The sequence below is a fragment of the Pararobbsia alpina genome (assembly GCF_965118125.1).
GTDB lineage: Bacteria > Pseudomonadota > Gammaproteobacteria > Burkholderiales > Burkholderiaceae > Pararobbsia > Pararobbsia alpina_A.
The window spans coordinates 2,833,512-2,849,221 of sequence record NZ_OZ221288.1 but is presented as its reverse complement, the minus strand read 5'-3'; the positions used below and the strand labels follow the sequence as shown (position 1 = coordinate 2,849,221).

Genomic DNA, 15,710 nt, shown 5'->3' with positions numbered 1-15,710 from the left:
TTCAAAAACCCTGAAAATCGGGCACAAATGAGATCCATTTGTCGCGAATGGTCCTCAGCCTGACGTACGTCGCCAGGAAGTCCTCTGTCACGCCGTCAACGCACCCATGCGCAATCTTGTTCCGGATGCCGAATTCGCGCTGCAGTTCGTCGATTCGCCTCGCAAAATTCGGATCCGGAAGCGACGTACGCCAACGCTGAAGCAACGTGCTGAGCTTGACGATGCCACGAAAACGCTCATCAACCGTACGCTTGAATTTGCTGTTGAATCGCTGACCATTACTCCCTTCGCCGCGCCAACAAGCGTCGGCGCGAATTCCCCCTTCGCAAGTGGCGTACAGAGCCAACAACGCAAATATGTCGTGTTTACCCCGCACCTTTTCAAACTCATCCTGGATCTCGTGCGGGTCAAGCCCGAAATAACGCTCTCCGCGTCGCGACGCTTCCACGCGATGTTTCAGCACCAATTGTTCCAACTTGGCGAAGCCGAGTAGAGCCGTCTCGTGCCATTCCAGCGCCTCGTCGATCTCTCTACGGCCGGCCATTTTCTTTCACCACGAAGTCAAGAATGTATTCAAGCTTGTCGATCGAGAAATCCTGATAATCCATCGGGTGAGCTGGATCCGACACAACCCATTTCCAATCGCGTTGGTCCAACGGAATTTTTGTGTCGGGATCCTCATCCTTATCGATTGCTATCAGCCGCGTACGACCCGCTCCGCACCGCACGTCGACTCGTCCGAATCCACCGAATACAATCGTGGCGACGGGGTCAAACACAATCGGGACTTCACCCACGAACACACTCAATCGGCGAAACGAATAGCTCCCTACAAACTCTTCATGCATCTCCTTTCGCACGTTCAAGATATTTTTTGATTCGAGACCCGCCCGAATCAGCGCGGCCTCAATCGCATTAAAGAGCTCGTTGAGTTCGTACAGCCATTTCTCCAATCTCAGTTTCGGATCAAATTCCCGCTGAGAATGCTCCGATTGAGCCTTTCGTATAAATTCATCGAGTGACATGACAGCCTCAATATCCGATTTTTGCTTCAGATAAATAGCGAATTCCTTCCCAAGAATTCGGCTGTCAATGTCTCGCCGCTGCAGTTTTCGGAGCAAGCAGATTTGTGAGGCAGTGGCATTCCGTCAGCACGAAACCAACAGGATCACTATTTGAAAGCCGGCCTCGCCACACAATGTGTAACGAGGCAAGCCACTTTCCACTACCCCGTTAAGACCTATCACTAGACGTTCAACGCCAAGCCTCTCCATCAGGATAGAGATGCTTTTCCAGCGACGCCGGGAACATTTCAATGCTGTACCCCGGCTTTTTTGGTGGCATGTAGTGGCCGTTGCGGATCACGACAGGGTCGATGAAATGTTCGTGCAGATGATCGACGTATTCGAGCACGCGATTCTCGAGTGAAGCGGACACGCAGATATAGTCGAACAGCGAAATGTGCTGTACGTACTCACACAAACCCACTCCGCCCGCATGCGGGCATACGGGTACGCCGAATTTCGCGGCCATCAGTAGCACGACGATGACTTCGTTCAGGCCACCGAGTCGGCAGCTGTCGATCTGGCAGAAGTCGATCGCGTCTGCCTGAAGCAATTGCTTGAACATCACGCGGTTGTGACAGTGCTCGCCCGTTGCGACGCCGATGTCCCCGAGCCGCTCGCGAATCGCGGCATGACCCAGAATATCGTCCGGGCTCGTCGGCTCTTCAATCCACCACGGATCGAACTCCGCAAGGCGGCGCATATTGGTCACGGCCTCGTCGACGTCCCACACCTGATTCGCATCCATCATGAGCTTGAGGTTTTCGCCAATCTCCTCACGCAGAATGCGTGCACGCCGAACATCCTCCTCCAGGTTGCCGCCGACTTTCTGTTTGAAATGCGTCCACCCCTGCGCAACGCCCTCGCGCGCGAGGCGACGGATCTTGTCGTCGTCGTAACCCAGCCAGCCTGCCGACGTCGTATAGGCGGGATACCCTTGCGCAAGCATCTCCTTCTCGCGCTCGCCCTTGGTCCTGGCATGCCGATTCAGCATCGCCAGCGCTTCATACGGCGTGATCGCATCGGTCACATAGCGAAAATCGAGGCAGCGCACGAGCTCTTCAGGCGTCATATCGACGAGCAGCTTCCAGACCGGCTTGCCGACGGATTTCGCCCACAGGTCCCACACCGCGTTGACAACGGCCGCGGTCGACAAGTGAATGGCGCCCTTGTCCGGGCCGATCCAGCGCAATTGACTGTCCGACGTGAATGCACGCCAGAACGCGCCCATATTCGCGGTGATGTCTTCGAGCTTCTTGCCAACGATCAACGGCGACAGCGCATTGGCCGCTGCCACGCAAATTTCATTGCCGCGCCCGATCGTAAAGGTGAGTCCGTGCCCGACGAGGCCATCGTTCGCATCCGTCTCGAGCGTGACGTAGGTCGCCGAATAATCGGGCGCCGCGTTCATCGCGTCAGAGCCATCGAGCGAACGCGACGTGGGAAAGCGAATATCTTGAACGGTCAGCCTGGTGATCGTGGTCATCGAGACACCCCTCCCGGAGTGATGGCTATCGAATGATGGACTGCATACCGGAGAACAGCACGAAGAAGACGCAAGCGGCATTAAGCCACTGCCTAAGACAAAAAATCGACCCCAACTCGCTAAGCGTTTGCACGCGTTGACAACCCGTCGAGTGCTTCCTAGCATGCTAGCATTTCTTCCCGAATTCAAGCGTGCCGTGAGCCCTTCAACGGATGTAGCCAGCGCTGCTGCCGATCCCTATGTCGCACTGCAAAAGATTCAGAGCAGTGAGCGTGTGAGCCTGACCGATGCGGTCGAGCAAGCGCTTCGACAAGCGATCGTGACGCTCGCGCTGGAGCCCGGAATGATGATCGACAAGATGGCCGTGTGCGAGCGCATGGGCGTCTCGCGCTTTCCGGTGTCGGCCGCGCTGGCAAAGCTCGCGCATGCGGGACTGGTCGAAGTGCTTCCGCAGCGCGGCACACGCGTCAAGCCGATCGCGGTGCATGACATCCGGCAACATCTGTTCATTCGCAGCGCACTCGAAGTCGAGACCGTGCGTGCCGTGGCGCGCCTTCGCGACTCGGCCATCATTGAGGCGCTGGAATTCAATCTCGACAAGCAACGCAATCTCGCCGGCAATGGCGATCGCCTTGCGTTTCATGCGCTCGATCTCGGGTTCCATGAAATTCTGCTCGATGCGATCAAGCTGCCCCGGGTCAAGGACATTGTCGCGGTCTCGCGTAACGCGCTCGACCGCGCGAGGCAGTTGCTCGCTACCCCGGAGCGACTCGCGCACACGCTCGACGAACACGAACGCATCTTCCGCGCGATTCGCGCCGGCGACGCCGATGCAGCCGCCGACGCCATGCATGATCACCTCGACCAGGTGGTCGCCGAACTGCAACGCTCCGCCAAGACAAGACCGGATCTATTCGAGTCATGAACCCATTGATTTCCGTCAAGAAGCTGAACAAGAGCTTTCCCGGCGTCAGGGCATTGCACGACGTTCAGTTCGAGCTGCTCAGCGGCGAAGTGCATGCGCTGATGGGCGAGAACGGCGCCGGCAAGTCGACGCTGATGAAGATTCTTGCTGGCGTCTATACGCGCGACTCGGGCGAGATGCTCGTCGAAGGGCAATCCGTTGAATTCTCGGGCCCGCGTGAAGCGCAGGCGCTCGGCATCGGCATCATTCATCAGGAACTGCAGCTGATGAATCATCTGAGCGTTGCTCAAAATATCTTCATCGGCCGCGAACCCCGCGGACGGATGGGGCTGTTCCTCGACGAAGACAAGCTCAATGCCCAGGCGAGCGAGATCCTTGCACGCATGCACGTGAAACTCGACCCGCGCACGCTGGTCGGCACGCTCACGGTGGCGAGCCAGCAAATGGTCGAAATCGCCAAGGCGCTGTCGTTCGATTCGCGCGTGCTGATCATGGACGAACCGACGTCGGCACTCAACGACGCCGAAATCGCCGAGCTGTTTCGCATCATCCGCCAGCTCAAGGAACGCGGCGTAGGCATCATCTACGTGTCGCACAAGATGGATGAGCTCAAGCAGATTTCGGATCGCGTGACCGTGCTGCGCGACGGTGAATACGTGGCCACCGTGTCGACCGCCGACACAAGCGTCGAGGCCATCATCGGCATGATGGTCGGACGAACGTTGACGGACATCGCGCCCGTGGAAGCCACCGGAACGCGCGGCGATGTCGCGCTCGAAGTCAGGAATCTCAAGGCAGGGCCGTTGGTCCGGGATATCAGCTTCGAGCTGCGCAAGGGCGAGATATTGGGCTTTGCGGGGCTGATGGGCGCAGGTCGCACGGAAGTCGCGCGTGCGGTGTTCGGCGCCGATCCGGTCGAGTCCGGCGAAATCCGCGTCAAAGGCAACACCGTGTCGATCAAGCGCCCCAGTGACGCCGTCCGCCAGGGCATCGGCTACCTGTCCGAAGACCGCAAGCGGTTCGGCCTCGCGACCGGCATGGATGTCGAGTCGAACATCGTCATGGCGGATCTGGGCAAGTTTCTGTCGTTCAATACGTTCTTGCGTCGCGCACAGATCCGCCAGCGCGCGTCGCATTTCATCAGCCTGCTCAACATCCGCACGCCCTCGCCCACTCAGCAAGTGCGACTCCTGTCGGGCGGCAATCAGCAAAAGATCGTGATCGCCAAATGGCTCGAACGCGATTGCGACGTGCTGTTCTTCGACGAGCCCACCCGCGGCATCGACGTCGGAGCGAAAACCGAAATCTACAAACTGCTGCGTCAGCTCGCCGCACAAGGCAAAGCGATCGTGATGATCTCGTCGGAGCTTCCCGAAATCCTGCGCATGAGCGACCGCGTGATCGTGATGTGCGAAGGCCGCATTACAGGCGAGCTCGCAGCGAGCGAGGCGACGCAGGAACGCATCATGCACCTCGCGACGCAGCGCGAATCCCTGAAAGCGGCACTTAACTGAAGAGGTCTATCGATATGACACCGCGTTCGGATACGGCGGCGCTCGACAACAAGAAGGGCGTATCAGGCTTGAGAGCCCGCATCTTCTCGCCTACCGCCCTGCAGAAGATGCTCGCGTTTGCCAGCCTGATATTGCTGCTGATCTTCTTCAGCTTCGCTTCGCCCGCCTTTATGCAGATGGATAACATCCTCGGCATTCTGCAGGCGACCGCGGTCAACGGTGTGCTCGCAATCGCCAGCACGTTCGTGATCATCACGAGCGGCATCGATCTGTCGGTCGGTACGCTGATGACCTTCACGGCCGTCATCTGCGGCGTGTTCCTGTCGTACTGGCATATGCCGATGTGGGTCGGCGTCGTCGCCGCCATTGCGACCGGCGCGGTCTGCGGCACGATCTCGGGCACGTTGACGGCAAAGATGCGCATTCCTCCGTTTATCGCGACGCTCGGCATGATGCTGCTGCTCAAGGGCCTGTCGCTCGTCGTGTCGTCGGATCAGCCGATCTATTTCACCGACACGGAAAACTTCTATCGCATTTCGCAAGACTCGCTGATCGGGTACTTCCTGCCGAGCGTGCCGATCCCGAATGCCGTGTTGATTCTGTTTGTGCTGGCCATTGCAAGCTCGATCACGCTGAACCGCACGGCGCTCGGCCGCTATACGTTCGCGCTGGGCAGCAACGAGGAAGCGGTGCGGCTCTCAGGGGTGAACGTCGATCGATGGAAGATCGCGATTTATGGCCTCGGCGGCGCGATCTGCGGCATTGCGGGCCTGTTGATCGCCTCGCGCCTGAACTCGGCGCAACCCGCGCTTGGGCAGGGCTATGAGCTCGAGGCCATCGCGGCGGTTGTGATCGGCGGCACGTCGCTGAGCGGCGGGTCGGGCACGATTCTCGGCACGATCATCGGTGCTTTCATCATGAGCGTACTGACCAATGGCTTGCGCATTCTGTCGGTCGCGCAGGAGTGGCAGATCGTGGTGACGGGTCTCATCATCATTCTCGCCGTCTACGCCGACATCCTGCGTCGCAAGAAGAGCAGCTAAGGCAATGCAGCAAACGCAACAAAAGAAGAGCAAGAGCCAAACGGGAGCCCACTCACGTTCCCTTACCGGTTGCAGGTTGATAACCATCCTTGGAGGAGATCACCATGTTGAAGAGACGTTTGATTAGTGTCGTGCTGGGTGTCGGCACGCTTGTCGGCGGGGTCAGTCTTGCGCATGCGGACGATGTGTATATTCCGCTGATCTCGAAGGGCTTCCAGCACCAGTTCTGGCAAGCCGTGAAATCCGGCGCCGAGCAATCGGCGAAGGCAAACAACGTCCGGATCACGTTTGAAGGTCCGGAAACGGAAGCGATGGTCGACAAGCAGATCGATATGCTGTCGGCAGCGCTTGCCAAGAAGCCGCAAGCGCTTGGCATCGCCGCACTTGACAGCAAGGCAGCCATTCCGCTGCTCAAGCGCGCGCAAGCCAACAAGATTCCCGTGATCGCGTTTGACTCGGGCGTCGACAGCGATATCCCGCTGACCACCTGCACGACGGACAACCTCGCTGCCGCCGGCCTGGCCGCCGACAAGATGGCCGAACTGATCGGCGACTCGGGTGAAGTCGGCGTGATCGTGCACGATCAGACGAGCCGCACGGGTATCGATCGTCGCGACGGCTTCCTCAACGAGATGAAAGCCAAGCATCCGAACATCAAGATCGTGTCCGTGCAATACGGTGGCGGCGATCACTTGAAGTCGGCTGAAATCGCCAAGACAATGATTCAGGCCAACCCGAACCTCAAGGGCATCTTCGGCGCCAATGAAGGTTCGGCCGAAGGCGCTGCAATCGGCGTCAAGGAATCCGGCAAGAAGCTTGTGCTGATCGGCTATGACTCGGGCAAGGAGCAGAAGGAAGACATCACCTCGGGCCTGATGGCTGGCGCCATTACGCAAAACCCGGTCGGCATCGGCAAGTGCGTGGTCGATTCCGCAGTCAAGGCCCTGCACGGCGAGCAACTGCCGAAGAAGATCGACACGGGCTTCTACTGGTACGACAAGACGAATATGTCGGATCCGAAGATCGCCGCCGTGCTGTATGACTAAGCACTAAGCAGCGGCTCCAAGCCACGCAGCATCTCAAAGCCCGGCTCGCGCCGGGCTTTGTTTTTGGCCGCGCTCATGCCTCGCGAGCATGCCCACCCTCATACAAAGTCTTTTTCCAAAACGCGACCCGGACCTACATTGCTCGGCAAACGAGGGCACGGTGCCCTTTGTATTTTGCTTCGAGGAAAACCGAATTGGACAAGCCGGCCACGCACAACGTGTCGACCGCCGCCACCGGCATCGCTTCCGGCGATACGCATCGCGCTGCATTCTGGACCGCCGCCGCAGTCATCGTTCACACCTTGTGGACAAGCGCCGCACCGGCCATGACCTACCCGATCTACGCGCGCGAATGGCATCTGAGCGCGCCTACCGTCGCCGCGATCTTTGCGGTCTATCCGCTTGCCGTCGTGCTCACCTTGATGTTCCTCGGCGACCTGTCCGATCATATTGGCCGGCGCGGTGCGATGTTGCTCGGACTCTGCGCCTCGATACTCGGCGTCGGCGCATTTGCAATCGCTCCTGACGTGACGTTCCTTTTTGCGGGCCGGGTGCTGATGGGCCTGGGCGTCGGACTGTCCGCCGGTGCCGCCGCTGCGGCGCTCGTCGACTTCGCGCCTGCAGGCCACGCGCATCTTGCGAGCGTCGTCAATACGGTCGCTCAGGGCACCGGTCTCGCCGCAGCCACCCTGATCGGCGGTGCGCTGATCGAGTTCGCGCCGTATCCCACGCGTCTGAATTACCTTGCCCTGATGCTCTATCTTGTCGTCGTCTTCATCATGACGTGGCGCCTGCCGCGTGCGTCTTCGCATGAACAACGAGCGCCATGGCGGCCCAGGCTGATGAGCGTTCCCAAGGAAAGCCTTGATGCGCTTAGAGCGGCGGCGCCGGCCGCGGCCACATCATTCATGCTGGGTTCGGTTGTGTTATCGGCCGGCGCACAGATCGCACACGATCTTGTTCGATCGAGCCACCCACTCGTCAACGGCAGTGTCATTGCGCTGTTCGCACTGGTGTGGGGTGCTGCCACGCTGCTCTTCAAGCGGCGCGGCGCACGGACGCTGGTGAGCGTCGGCGGCATCGCTACCGTCGTCGCGATGGGCCTGCTCGTCCGAGCAAGCACGGCGCACTCGCTCGCGGTGTTCCTGCTCGCGATCGCCGCGGGGGGATTCGCCTATTCCCTGCTCTTTCTCGGGGGTGTCAGTTACCTTGTCGGACATACGGCACAGACCAAGCGCGCCGCGGCGCTGTCGTCGCTTTACTTCGCGTGCTACCTCGTGCAAGTCATCACGGCGATGGGATTGGGCGAAGCCATCGCGCATATCGGCATCGGCCACGCGATCCGTGCGTTGGCGATCATTGTCTCGCTGTCTGCCATTGCATCGATCATTGCACTCGAGTTGCGTAGCGGCCGATTTGCGAAGCACGCCGGCACCGACGAGGTGACTCCAGCGAAAACTGCGACCGCGACATCGAAGAACGCTGCACCCATCCGCCGCTCGCCTTCCGGAACCGCATCATCGCTATGAGCGCCGCAGGTTGAATGACCGTGGGTGCGTGATTAACGCATGCGAACCAGTGAAATCGCACGCTCCGGGCACGCGCCCACACATTTCCCACAGGCCCGGCACGCATCCGCGTTCGGCGTGTAGGCGACCTGAAAACCGTGCACCCGGATCTTGAATCGCTGCAAAGGCCCGAGATTCTGATAGTCGTCATCGTCAATACGACGGACTTCGAACACATGCTCCGGGCACACCGCCGCACACGCCCCCTTCCCTTCGCAACGATTCAGGTTCACGACCGGCACCATCACGCCGGGGTCGCGTTTGCATGACTCCGACACAAACGTATCCATGGCTGAGCACTCCCGTTCGAAGGTCGTTTAGTGACAACGCCAGCCACGGCGGCCGCGCATCGCCTGCATGCCTTGCTGAAACTTCTCGCGTTCCTCGGGCGTCATCTGTTCCCAGCGCTCCCACTGCCGATACTTCCAGCGAGCGTGACCGCCGTGTCCGCGAAAGCCGCCGAAGAGCACCCGGCTCAGCACAAGCAGCCCGATGGCATGGGCGAAGTCGATCGTGTGCGCACCGGTGAACAGCGCGGGCATGACCCAGTTCCACAGCCCCATCACCACATAAGCGAGTACCGCGATCGCGACGAGCACCAGCAACACCTTCCCGACAATCCACAATCTCCAACGCATCTGACTTTCTCCCTATTGATCGAGCGCGCCGTAGTAGCCTTGCAGCCGCTCGCGCAAGTGCAGTACGGCGTAGCGCTTGCGCGCCAGTAATGTATTGATCCCCACGCCCGTTTCCTGCGACAGCGTCTTGAACGACTTGCCGTCGAGTTCATGCGCGACAAAGACATCGCGCTGATTCGCCGGCAACTCGTCCAATGCCTCCCACAGCGCATCGATCAGCACCCGTCGCGCATACGCCGCTTCGGGCCCGTCGTAGTACGAAGGCAGCTCGAGGTCGAGCCGGTACTCGCTATCCGGATCACCGGTATCGGGCTCGGCCTTCGCCGTAGGCATCGGCTGCTCGCGCTTCTTGCGGAACCGGTCGATGATCCGGTTACGCGCTACACGAAAGAGCCACGCACTCACCTGCTCGATCGGCTCGGGCAGACGATAGGCCTGAACGAATTCATGAAATACATCCTGAAGGATGTCTTCGGCTTCGCCCGTATCGGCAATCCGCCGGCGAATGAAATCGCGCAACCGCGTGCGCTCGCGCACGACGGTGGCATCGATCTCACGGTCTCGCTCGGTCATCGTTGTCGGGGTGGACAGAGGTTCCATGCTCGTAAAGACGATTCACGAGCGCGGATATTGTCGAAAGATGCGAAATTATTTTCGGGCCGCCGGGTGAGGCGCTTGCGAACGCTGTGTACGCAGCCGACAAGCGCCTCTGTATCTGTGTTCGCCGTCCTCGTCGTGCGATGTTGCGGGCGAAGATTGATCATTCGCATTGCCGGTTTTGCATCGCGTGCCCTAGACTCGTGACGCCGATTGCGCAGCTGCGCGGGCTGCCTCGCAATTGACTTGCGACTGCCTTGCGCAAGCCTTGCAATCGCCCTTTGCCGATCCGGTCCGAACATTGGAATACTCATCATGAACGACGATCGCGCCCAATCCACCCTCCCCAAAGCACCCGACGATATGAACAAGGGATTTCACTACCGCTTCCACATGCCGCACGTCCATTTGACGTCTGTCTTCGGCGACGACTGGTTTGCGTTGAAGGCCGAGGCGTTCGCGCGCTTCTTCGGCACGCCGACCTTCCTCGTGGCGCAAACCATCATTGTCGCGGTGTGGATCGCGGTCAATATGCTCGGGTTCACGAAATTCGACGTGTACCCGTTCATCTTGCTGAACCTGGCGTTCAGTTTACAGGCAGCCTACGCCGCCCCGCTGATTCTGCTTGCGCAGACACGGCAGGCCGATCGTGACAAAGCCCATGCCGATGCGGACGCACGGCATCGTGAAGACCTCGCAGATGCAGCGACGCAGCGCCAGATATTCGCGCAGGAACAAAACGAACAGATCGTCAAGCTGCTCCAGCAGAACACTGAACTGACCGAGCTGACGAAAGCGCTGAGCGAGCGCATTGAAGCGCTCACGCTGCAAGTGCAGACTCAGTTGGCGATACGGGGCGAAAAGCCAGCGAGCTAAGCTGAAGATCCAGGCCGACGATCCAGGCCGGTATCCTGGGCCGGCTTCGTCGATGCGCGAAGTATCACCTCGCACCGCAGGCTCGTGGTGCTGAACGGCGTGTCCGCCGATCCACGAAGCCTGCGCTCGATGACATCGGCAATCGTCTGCGCAATGGTGTGGATCGGCTGTGCGACCACGGTAATGCCAGGCTCATGCAGCCCGAACAGCGGCAGATCGTCGAACGACACGACAGACACGTCGTCGGGCATGCGGATTTTCGCGTCCTTGAAGTAGCGCAGCGCGCCAAGCGTCATCGGATAGTTCGCCGAGAAGATCGCCGTCGGCGGCTCTGGCAACTGCATCAGTTGCCGGGTTGCATCGGTCCCGCCAACCATGCTCCAGTGTCCAGGCGCCGAGTAGGCCGGATCAATCTCGATGCCGCGCTCGGACAACGCGTCGCAGTACCCGAGATGGCGCTCGTTCGCCGCGCTATCCGAAAGCCGCCCCATCAGCGTACCAATACGGCGATGGCCGATATCGAGCAAGTGCCTGACTGCATGATACGAAGCTTCGCGATTGTTCACGAAGACGCGATCGGCTTTGAGACCAGCGAGATCATTGTCGTAAAGCACGACGGGCACGCCCTCTTCGACAAGCTGATCGACTCGATCGAATAGACGCTCGACGCCCGACATGACGAGGGCATCGATGCGCTGGGTCGAGAAGTAGTCGATCCCGTCATCCATCAGGCGCGTGTCGCCGCCATGGCAATAAATGAGCAGCGCCCTGCCGTCGCGACGCAATGCACGCGACAGATGCTCGAGCATGGCGCCATGAAAATCATCGAACGAATTGGCAAGCAGACCGACCACATGCGTCACATCGGTCTTCATCGCGACAGCCGCCGCGTTGCGCTTGAAGCGAAGTGCCTGGATCGCTTCCTCGATCTGCTCGCGATTGGCGCGACGAATCGGAAAACCATTGAGGTAGCGCGATACGGTTCCGATGGCGACATTCGCCCGTTTCGCGACATCGACGATCGTCGCGGAGCGCGTCTTGCCACCATCGTTCAGAGTATCGTCTTCCATGGACTACCAGAGCTTCGTGATCAGTGTGGTTCACCCTCGAACGCGATGGCCGCGTGAATATGCAGACGCGGCAGCGTGACCTTCACTGCGCCGTCGGCATCGATGGTCCAGTCGAGGGCTTGGCCGGACAGCGCATCATACAAGCGGGCCGGCTTTTGAGCGAGACGGACGGTGGCCGTCACAGGGCCGATCGCCGGAATGTCCTCGATCATCTCCATCACGCGCGTGCCCCCGCCATCCATCGGCATCGCCTGGCCTCGCAGTTGCGGAGCGCCGTAAAGCAAGTGCAACACATGCCGGTTTTTATCCGCTTGATGCATCAGCGATAACCGCCCCGAGGTCGGAAGATCGGTGCTCACCGCGGGACGAGGCATCAACTTGTCGATCAACGCATTGACGATGTGCCGATAGATGGGCTGCCCGACAGCGCGATACAGCCTGAAGACGGGATACGCGATGTACGCGGCACCGTTGTGCACCGACACGGCTACACCCAACGGCTCGGCGTTCACATCGTCTGGCGCGTGCACGTGCGAGCAAAAGTGCCGGTAAGTGCGATTGAAGTATGGCGGACGAATTTCTCCGAGCACGTGCGCCCCCCGGGCGCTCACGCGCAGCGCATCGTCATAGAAGACAACAGGACTGCCCGGGATATGCGGGTCGAGGCCGGCTTCCATCTCAACGTAGCTCGGCCAGAAGCCTGTCGTCCCGGCATCAATACTCAGGCCGAAATCGACCGCGAACGCATCGTCTTCACCTTGTCCCGAGTGCCACGACGCAATGATCTTGCCGCCCCCCGCCACATACGCGTTCAGGCGATCGGCGAGCGCACGATCGACGCGAATCTCGTCAGGCAGCACCAGCAACCGATAGTCTTCAAATCGCGCTTCACGATCAATGACATCAAAAGGACGGTGCATCTCGAGCAGCATCTGTACCGCACCGTCGTCGCTCGGGTTGTTCCGGGCGGTTCCCGGGTTCATATGCTCGGCCGACAGGATGGCGATCTCGGAGACCTGTCTGGCGCCTTCCGCGAAGGGCTCAAGTTTCGCAATGCGTGCATACGCAGGCGCAATGCGTTCATAGGTGCTGTGATCGATCGCACCGACCGGATGCAACTGGTCGCCGACCAGGCACTTGGAGCCGAGCGCGATCATCTGTGCGCATTCGTATTCAAGCGCGTCGGGATGCTTGAACCCACCGAACTCACCCCAGCTCGAATGGAACTTGCCGGTGTGGGCGAGGAAGTCGAGTCCGAGTGTGGCCGCATAGCGTGCGCTCGTCGGAAAGTGGTTATAGCCCCAGCCGCCCGTTGGAAGACTTTCGAGCTCGAGATGCGTGTAGTCCTTGAATCGCTCGGGTCCGGCCTTGGCGATATGCCCCGCGTTATAGAACACGCGCAGCTTCGGGAATTCCTTAAACAAAGCCGAACTCGTTTCGTCACGGAATTGCGCGAGCACCGCTTCGTCGTTGATGAACCGGTCATGCGGGTTTTCCGGGTCGAGTCCATTCTCCAGCATGCGCTCGATGCACGCCTCACACACACAATCCTTTGCAATCACGATATCGAAGAAAAGCCCCGGGATATCGTAGTTCGACGCGACCTCGCGTGCCTGATCGAGGATCTGCTTGCGCAGCGGTGCGTGGTTCAGGCAAAGCGAATGCCACGCGGGGCTCAATTGCTTCGCACTCGAACGATCTGCCGCGAACTCGCGGCTGTATGCGTTGGTTGCCGAGAGCACGCGCCACTCCGGGTGTTCGCGCGCCGTCTGTTCGTCCCATTGCACCGTGATATAGACAGGCGACTCAATGTCCGCTGCGTTGAGCGCCTTGATCATGTCGCCCATCAGATCAGGGCGGCTCAGATTCGGATGGACACGGCCCACCTTGGTCGGATAGTAAGACCAGCCATGATGGCATTTGGCAAAGATCGTGACGGAATCGACATGCGCGCGCTTGAGCGTCTGGGCAAAGTCAACGGGATCGAAATGCTTGCCCACGTCGGGAATGTGCTCGGACGTATGGAAATCAAGGTGGATCTGGCGATACCGAAGGGGCTTGACGTCGCGCTTCACGGAACGGGTCATGACGATTATTCCTTGCTGCCGCTACGGCTCATCGCGCCGCCGGCGAATTGTCGTTGAAAGAGAATGAAGATCAGGAGCGGCACGATGGCCGTGATGATGGCTGCCGCGGCGCGCAGGTTCCAGTTCGCGTCGAACGTGCCCGCGATGCGCGCGAAAACCACCGGAAGCGGAATCTCGGAGCGCAGATACAGCAACGGCAGAAGCAGCGAGTTCCAGCACCATAGAAACTGGAGAATTCCCACCGCGCTGATCGACGCAAGCGTGTTGGGCAATACGACATAACCGAACACTGCGATCGGCCCGCATCCATCCATACGTGCTGCTTCGATCAATTCACGCGGAAAGTCCTCAAGAAAGTTCTTGACGACCACGATCGACCACGCAAATGACAGGCCGACATACGGGATCAGCACCGACAAGATGTTGTCGATAAGGCCCCAGTCTCGCCATAACTGAAACAGCGGGATGATGACGACCTGCTGCGGCAACACGAACGCATTGACGATGACGATCAGGATCGTCCGACGCAGCGGAAAACGCAGAAAGTGAAATGCGTAGGCGGCTGCGGGCGTCAGCACCATCGTGGCGAGCGTAGCGAGCCCGGCCAGTTTGAAGGTGACCCAGAATGCGTCGACGAGCGGGTACTGACTCCATACCGCGCGCCACGCGTCGAGCGTCAACGTGAATTTGCTGGTGGTCCACCAGCCTAGCGCCGCCTCATCGACCGGTCGAAGCGACGTGATCACGATACCGATGATCGGTATGACCCAGATAAACGCAACAACACTGACGATCGCAGTGACCCAGCGCGAAGAGGCGTGTTTCATCTGACCTCCGCGGTGCGTCGGATGATCGCGGGAATCGACACGACGAGCACGGCGACCAGCAACACGAGTGTCGCAGCTGCGCCGTAGCCCAGCTTGAATTGCGTCATCGATTCGCGGTACATGAAGAAGCCGAGCGTTTCAGTCGAGCGCACCGGGCCGCCGTTGGTCATCACATAGATCGTGTCGAACGCGCGAAGACTGCCAAGCAAATTGATAAAGATCGAGACCCGTACACCCGTCAGCGACAGAGGCATCACGATATAGCGCATGATCGAAACGCCGCGCGCGCCGTCGATATACGCAGCCTCCAGAATCGTCGAAGGGATGGCCTGGGTTGCGGCGAAGCACAGCATCAGCGGCAAGCCGGCCTGAGCCCAAGAATAGGCCACGACAAGCGCCGCGATCGCAGTCGATGAGTCGCCGAGCCACGCATGAGACAGGTGTCCCAGTCCGATCGCCGTCAAACCCGCGTTGAGCAGGCCACCGGAATCGGGGCGAAAGATCCCGAGCCAGATAAAACCCGTCACGGCCTCGGAAATCCCGTACGCGGAAAAGATCATCACGCGCGGCACAAGCGTGGCGCGTGGTGCGAGCGAACACAAAACAGCGAGGACCCAGCCGATTCCGACTGACAATGCCGTGGTCGCGACGGTCCAGATCAACGTCGTCGAAAGCGCCTGCCTGAAATTGCTGTCGTCAAACAACTTCACGTAGTTACCGAAGCCGACGTAGTGCGATGCGCCAAGCCCCTTGATATCGTAAAAGCTCAGCCGGATCGTATCGACAAGCGGAAACGCCACCGCGAATCCGAACAGAATCAGAACGGGGGCGATCAGCAGATAGGCCGCCGGGATTTCGGGCCAGTGAAATCGCTTCGACCTCGCCATCAACGGGGAACCCTCGCCCTCGCGATCGGGATCACGGCCGCGAATGCGATCACGCTCGGCATTAGTCGTATGCATCGCTCGC

General features: G+C 59.7%; 16 protein-coding genes. 6 read left to right on the top strand and 10 right to left on the bottom strand.

Annotated elements, in window-relative coordinates; all coding sequences use genetic code 11:
- Position 1 precedes the first annotated feature (1 nt).
- The 3 genes from ACMFWR_RS30680 to ACMFWR_RS30670 all read right to left on the bottom strand — a co-directional run bounded on the left by ACMFWR_RS30680 (position 2) and on the right by ACMFWR_RS30670 (position 2,550).
- On the bottom strand, positions 2-544 hold the full coding sequence (locus ACMFWR_RS30680; RefSeq protein ID WP_413196148.1) for a hypothetical protein: 543 nt from the start codon (positions 542-544) through the stop codon (positions 2-4).
- Positions 531-1,025, bottom strand: coding sequence for a hypothetical protein (locus tag ACMFWR_RS30675; RefSeq protein ID WP_413196147.1), 495 nt, complete (start codon positions 1,023-1,025; stop codon positions 531-533). Before ACMFWR_RS30675 ends, ACMFWR_RS30680 begins: the two co-directional genes overlap by 14 nt.
- Positions 1,026-1,254: 229 nt before the next feature.
- The gene (locus ACMFWR_RS30670) at positions 1,255-2,550 is read right to left on the bottom strand and encodes an L-fuconate dehydratase (RefSeq protein WP_413196146.1); all 1,296 of its coding nucleotides are present in this window, start codon (positions 2,548-2,550) and stop codon (positions 1,255-1,257) included.
- 163 nt (positions 2,551-2,713) lie between these two features.
- Between ACMFWR_RS30670 and ACMFWR_RS30665 the strand changes: the two genes are divergently transcribed.
- From ACMFWR_RS30665 to ACMFWR_RS30645, 5 genes are all read left to right on the top strand, one after another.
- Positions 2,714-3,475 (top strand): GntR family transcriptional regulator, encoded by a 762-nt coding sequence (locus ACMFWR_RS30665; RefSeq protein WP_413196145.1) that lies wholly within the window; start codon positions 2,714-2,716, stop codon positions 3,473-3,475.
- Positions 3,472-4,989, top strand: coding sequence for a sugar ABC transporter ATP-binding protein (locus ACMFWR_RS30660; protein ID WP_413196144.1), 1,518 nt, complete (start codon positions 3,472-3,474; stop codon positions 4,987-4,989). The genes ACMFWR_RS30665 and ACMFWR_RS30660 overlap by 4 nt, the downstream gene beginning before the upstream one ends.
- Positions 4,990-5,003: 14 nt before the next feature.
- On the top strand, positions 5,004-6,032 hold the full coding sequence (locus ACMFWR_RS30655) for an ABC transporter permease (protein ID WP_413196143.1): 1,029 nt from the start codon (positions 5,004-5,006) through the stop codon (positions 6,030-6,032).
- A 104-nt stretch (positions 6,033-6,136) separates the two neighbouring features.
- Positions 6,137-7,078, top strand: a complete 942-nt coding sequence (locus tag ACMFWR_RS30650) for an ABC transporter substrate-binding protein (protein ID WP_413196142.1) — start codon at positions 6,137-6,139, stop codon at positions 7,076-7,078.
- A 194-nt stretch (positions 7,079-7,272) separates the two neighbouring features.
- The gene (locus tag ACMFWR_RS30645) at positions 7,273-8,607 is read left to right on the top strand and encodes an MFS transporter (protein WP_413196141.1); all 1,335 of its coding nucleotides are present in this window, start codon (positions 7,273-7,275) and stop codon (positions 8,605-8,607) included.
- Between the two features lie 32 nt (positions 8,608-8,639).
- Here ACMFWR_RS30645 and ACMFWR_RS30640 read toward each other — a convergent pair whose 3' ends face one another.
- From ACMFWR_RS30640 to ACMFWR_RS30630, 3 genes are read right to left on the bottom strand one after another with little or no spacing between them, the layout of a single operon-like run.
- Complete coding sequence (locus ACMFWR_RS30640) at positions 8,640-8,936, bottom strand: 4Fe-4S binding protein (protein WP_413196140.1); 297 nt, start codon at positions 8,934-8,936, stop codon at positions 8,640-8,642.
- Positions 8,937-8,963: 27 nt separating this feature from the next.
- Positions 8,964-9,284: a hypothetical protein gene (locus ACMFWR_RS30635; protein WP_413196139.1), complete on the bottom strand. Its 321-nt coding sequence runs from the start codon at positions 9,282-9,284 to the stop codon at positions 8,964-8,966.
- 12 nt (positions 9,285-9,296) lie between these two features.
- A complete protein-coding gene (locus ACMFWR_RS30630; protein ID WP_413196138.1) occupies positions 9,297-9,884 on the bottom strand; it encodes an RNA polymerase sigma factor in 588 nt (195 codons plus the stop codon).
- A gap of 312 nt (positions 9,885-10,196) precedes the next feature.
- Between ACMFWR_RS30630 and ACMFWR_RS30625 the strand changes: the two genes are divergently transcribed.
- The gene (locus tag ACMFWR_RS30625; protein ID WP_413196137.1) at positions 10,197-10,757 is read left to right on the top strand and encodes a DUF1003 domain-containing protein; all 561 of its coding nucleotides are present in this window, start codon (positions 10,197-10,199) and stop codon (positions 10,755-10,757) included.
- Here the strand turns inward: ACMFWR_RS30625 and ACMFWR_RS30620 are convergent.
- Genes ACMFWR_RS30620 through ACMFWR_RS30605 form a run of 4 tightly spaced genes read right to left on the bottom strand, consistent with a single transcriptional unit; the run spans position 10,754 to position 15,703 of the window.
- Positions 10,754-11,827: a LacI family DNA-binding transcriptional regulator gene (locus ACMFWR_RS30620; protein WP_413196136.1), complete on the bottom strand. Its 1,074-nt coding sequence runs from the start codon at positions 11,825-11,827 to the stop codon at positions 10,754-10,756. The two genes, ACMFWR_RS30625 and ACMFWR_RS30620, sit on opposite strands and share 4 nt — an antisense overlap.
- 20 nt (positions 11,828-11,847) lie before the next feature.
- Positions 11,848-13,914 carry an alpha-amylase family protein gene (locus ACMFWR_RS30615; RefSeq protein ID WP_413196135.1) on the bottom strand — a complete coding sequence of 689 codons (2,067 nt, stop codon included), beginning with the start codon at positions 13,912-13,914 and terminating at the stop codon, positions 11,848-11,850.
- Between the two features lie 5 nt (positions 13,915-13,919).
- The gene (locus ACMFWR_RS30610) at positions 13,920-14,741 is read right to left on the bottom strand and encodes a carbohydrate ABC transporter permease (protein ID WP_413196134.1); all 822 of its coding nucleotides are present in this window, start codon (positions 14,739-14,741) and stop codon (positions 13,920-13,922) included.
- Positions 14,738-15,703 (bottom strand): carbohydrate ABC transporter permease, encoded by a 966-nt coding sequence (locus ACMFWR_RS30605; RefSeq protein ID WP_413196133.1) that lies wholly within the window; start codon positions 15,701-15,703, stop codon positions 14,738-14,740. The genes ACMFWR_RS30610 and ACMFWR_RS30605 overlap by 4 nt, the downstream gene beginning before the upstream one ends.
- Between the last annotated feature and the right edge of the window lie 7 nt (positions 15,704-15,710).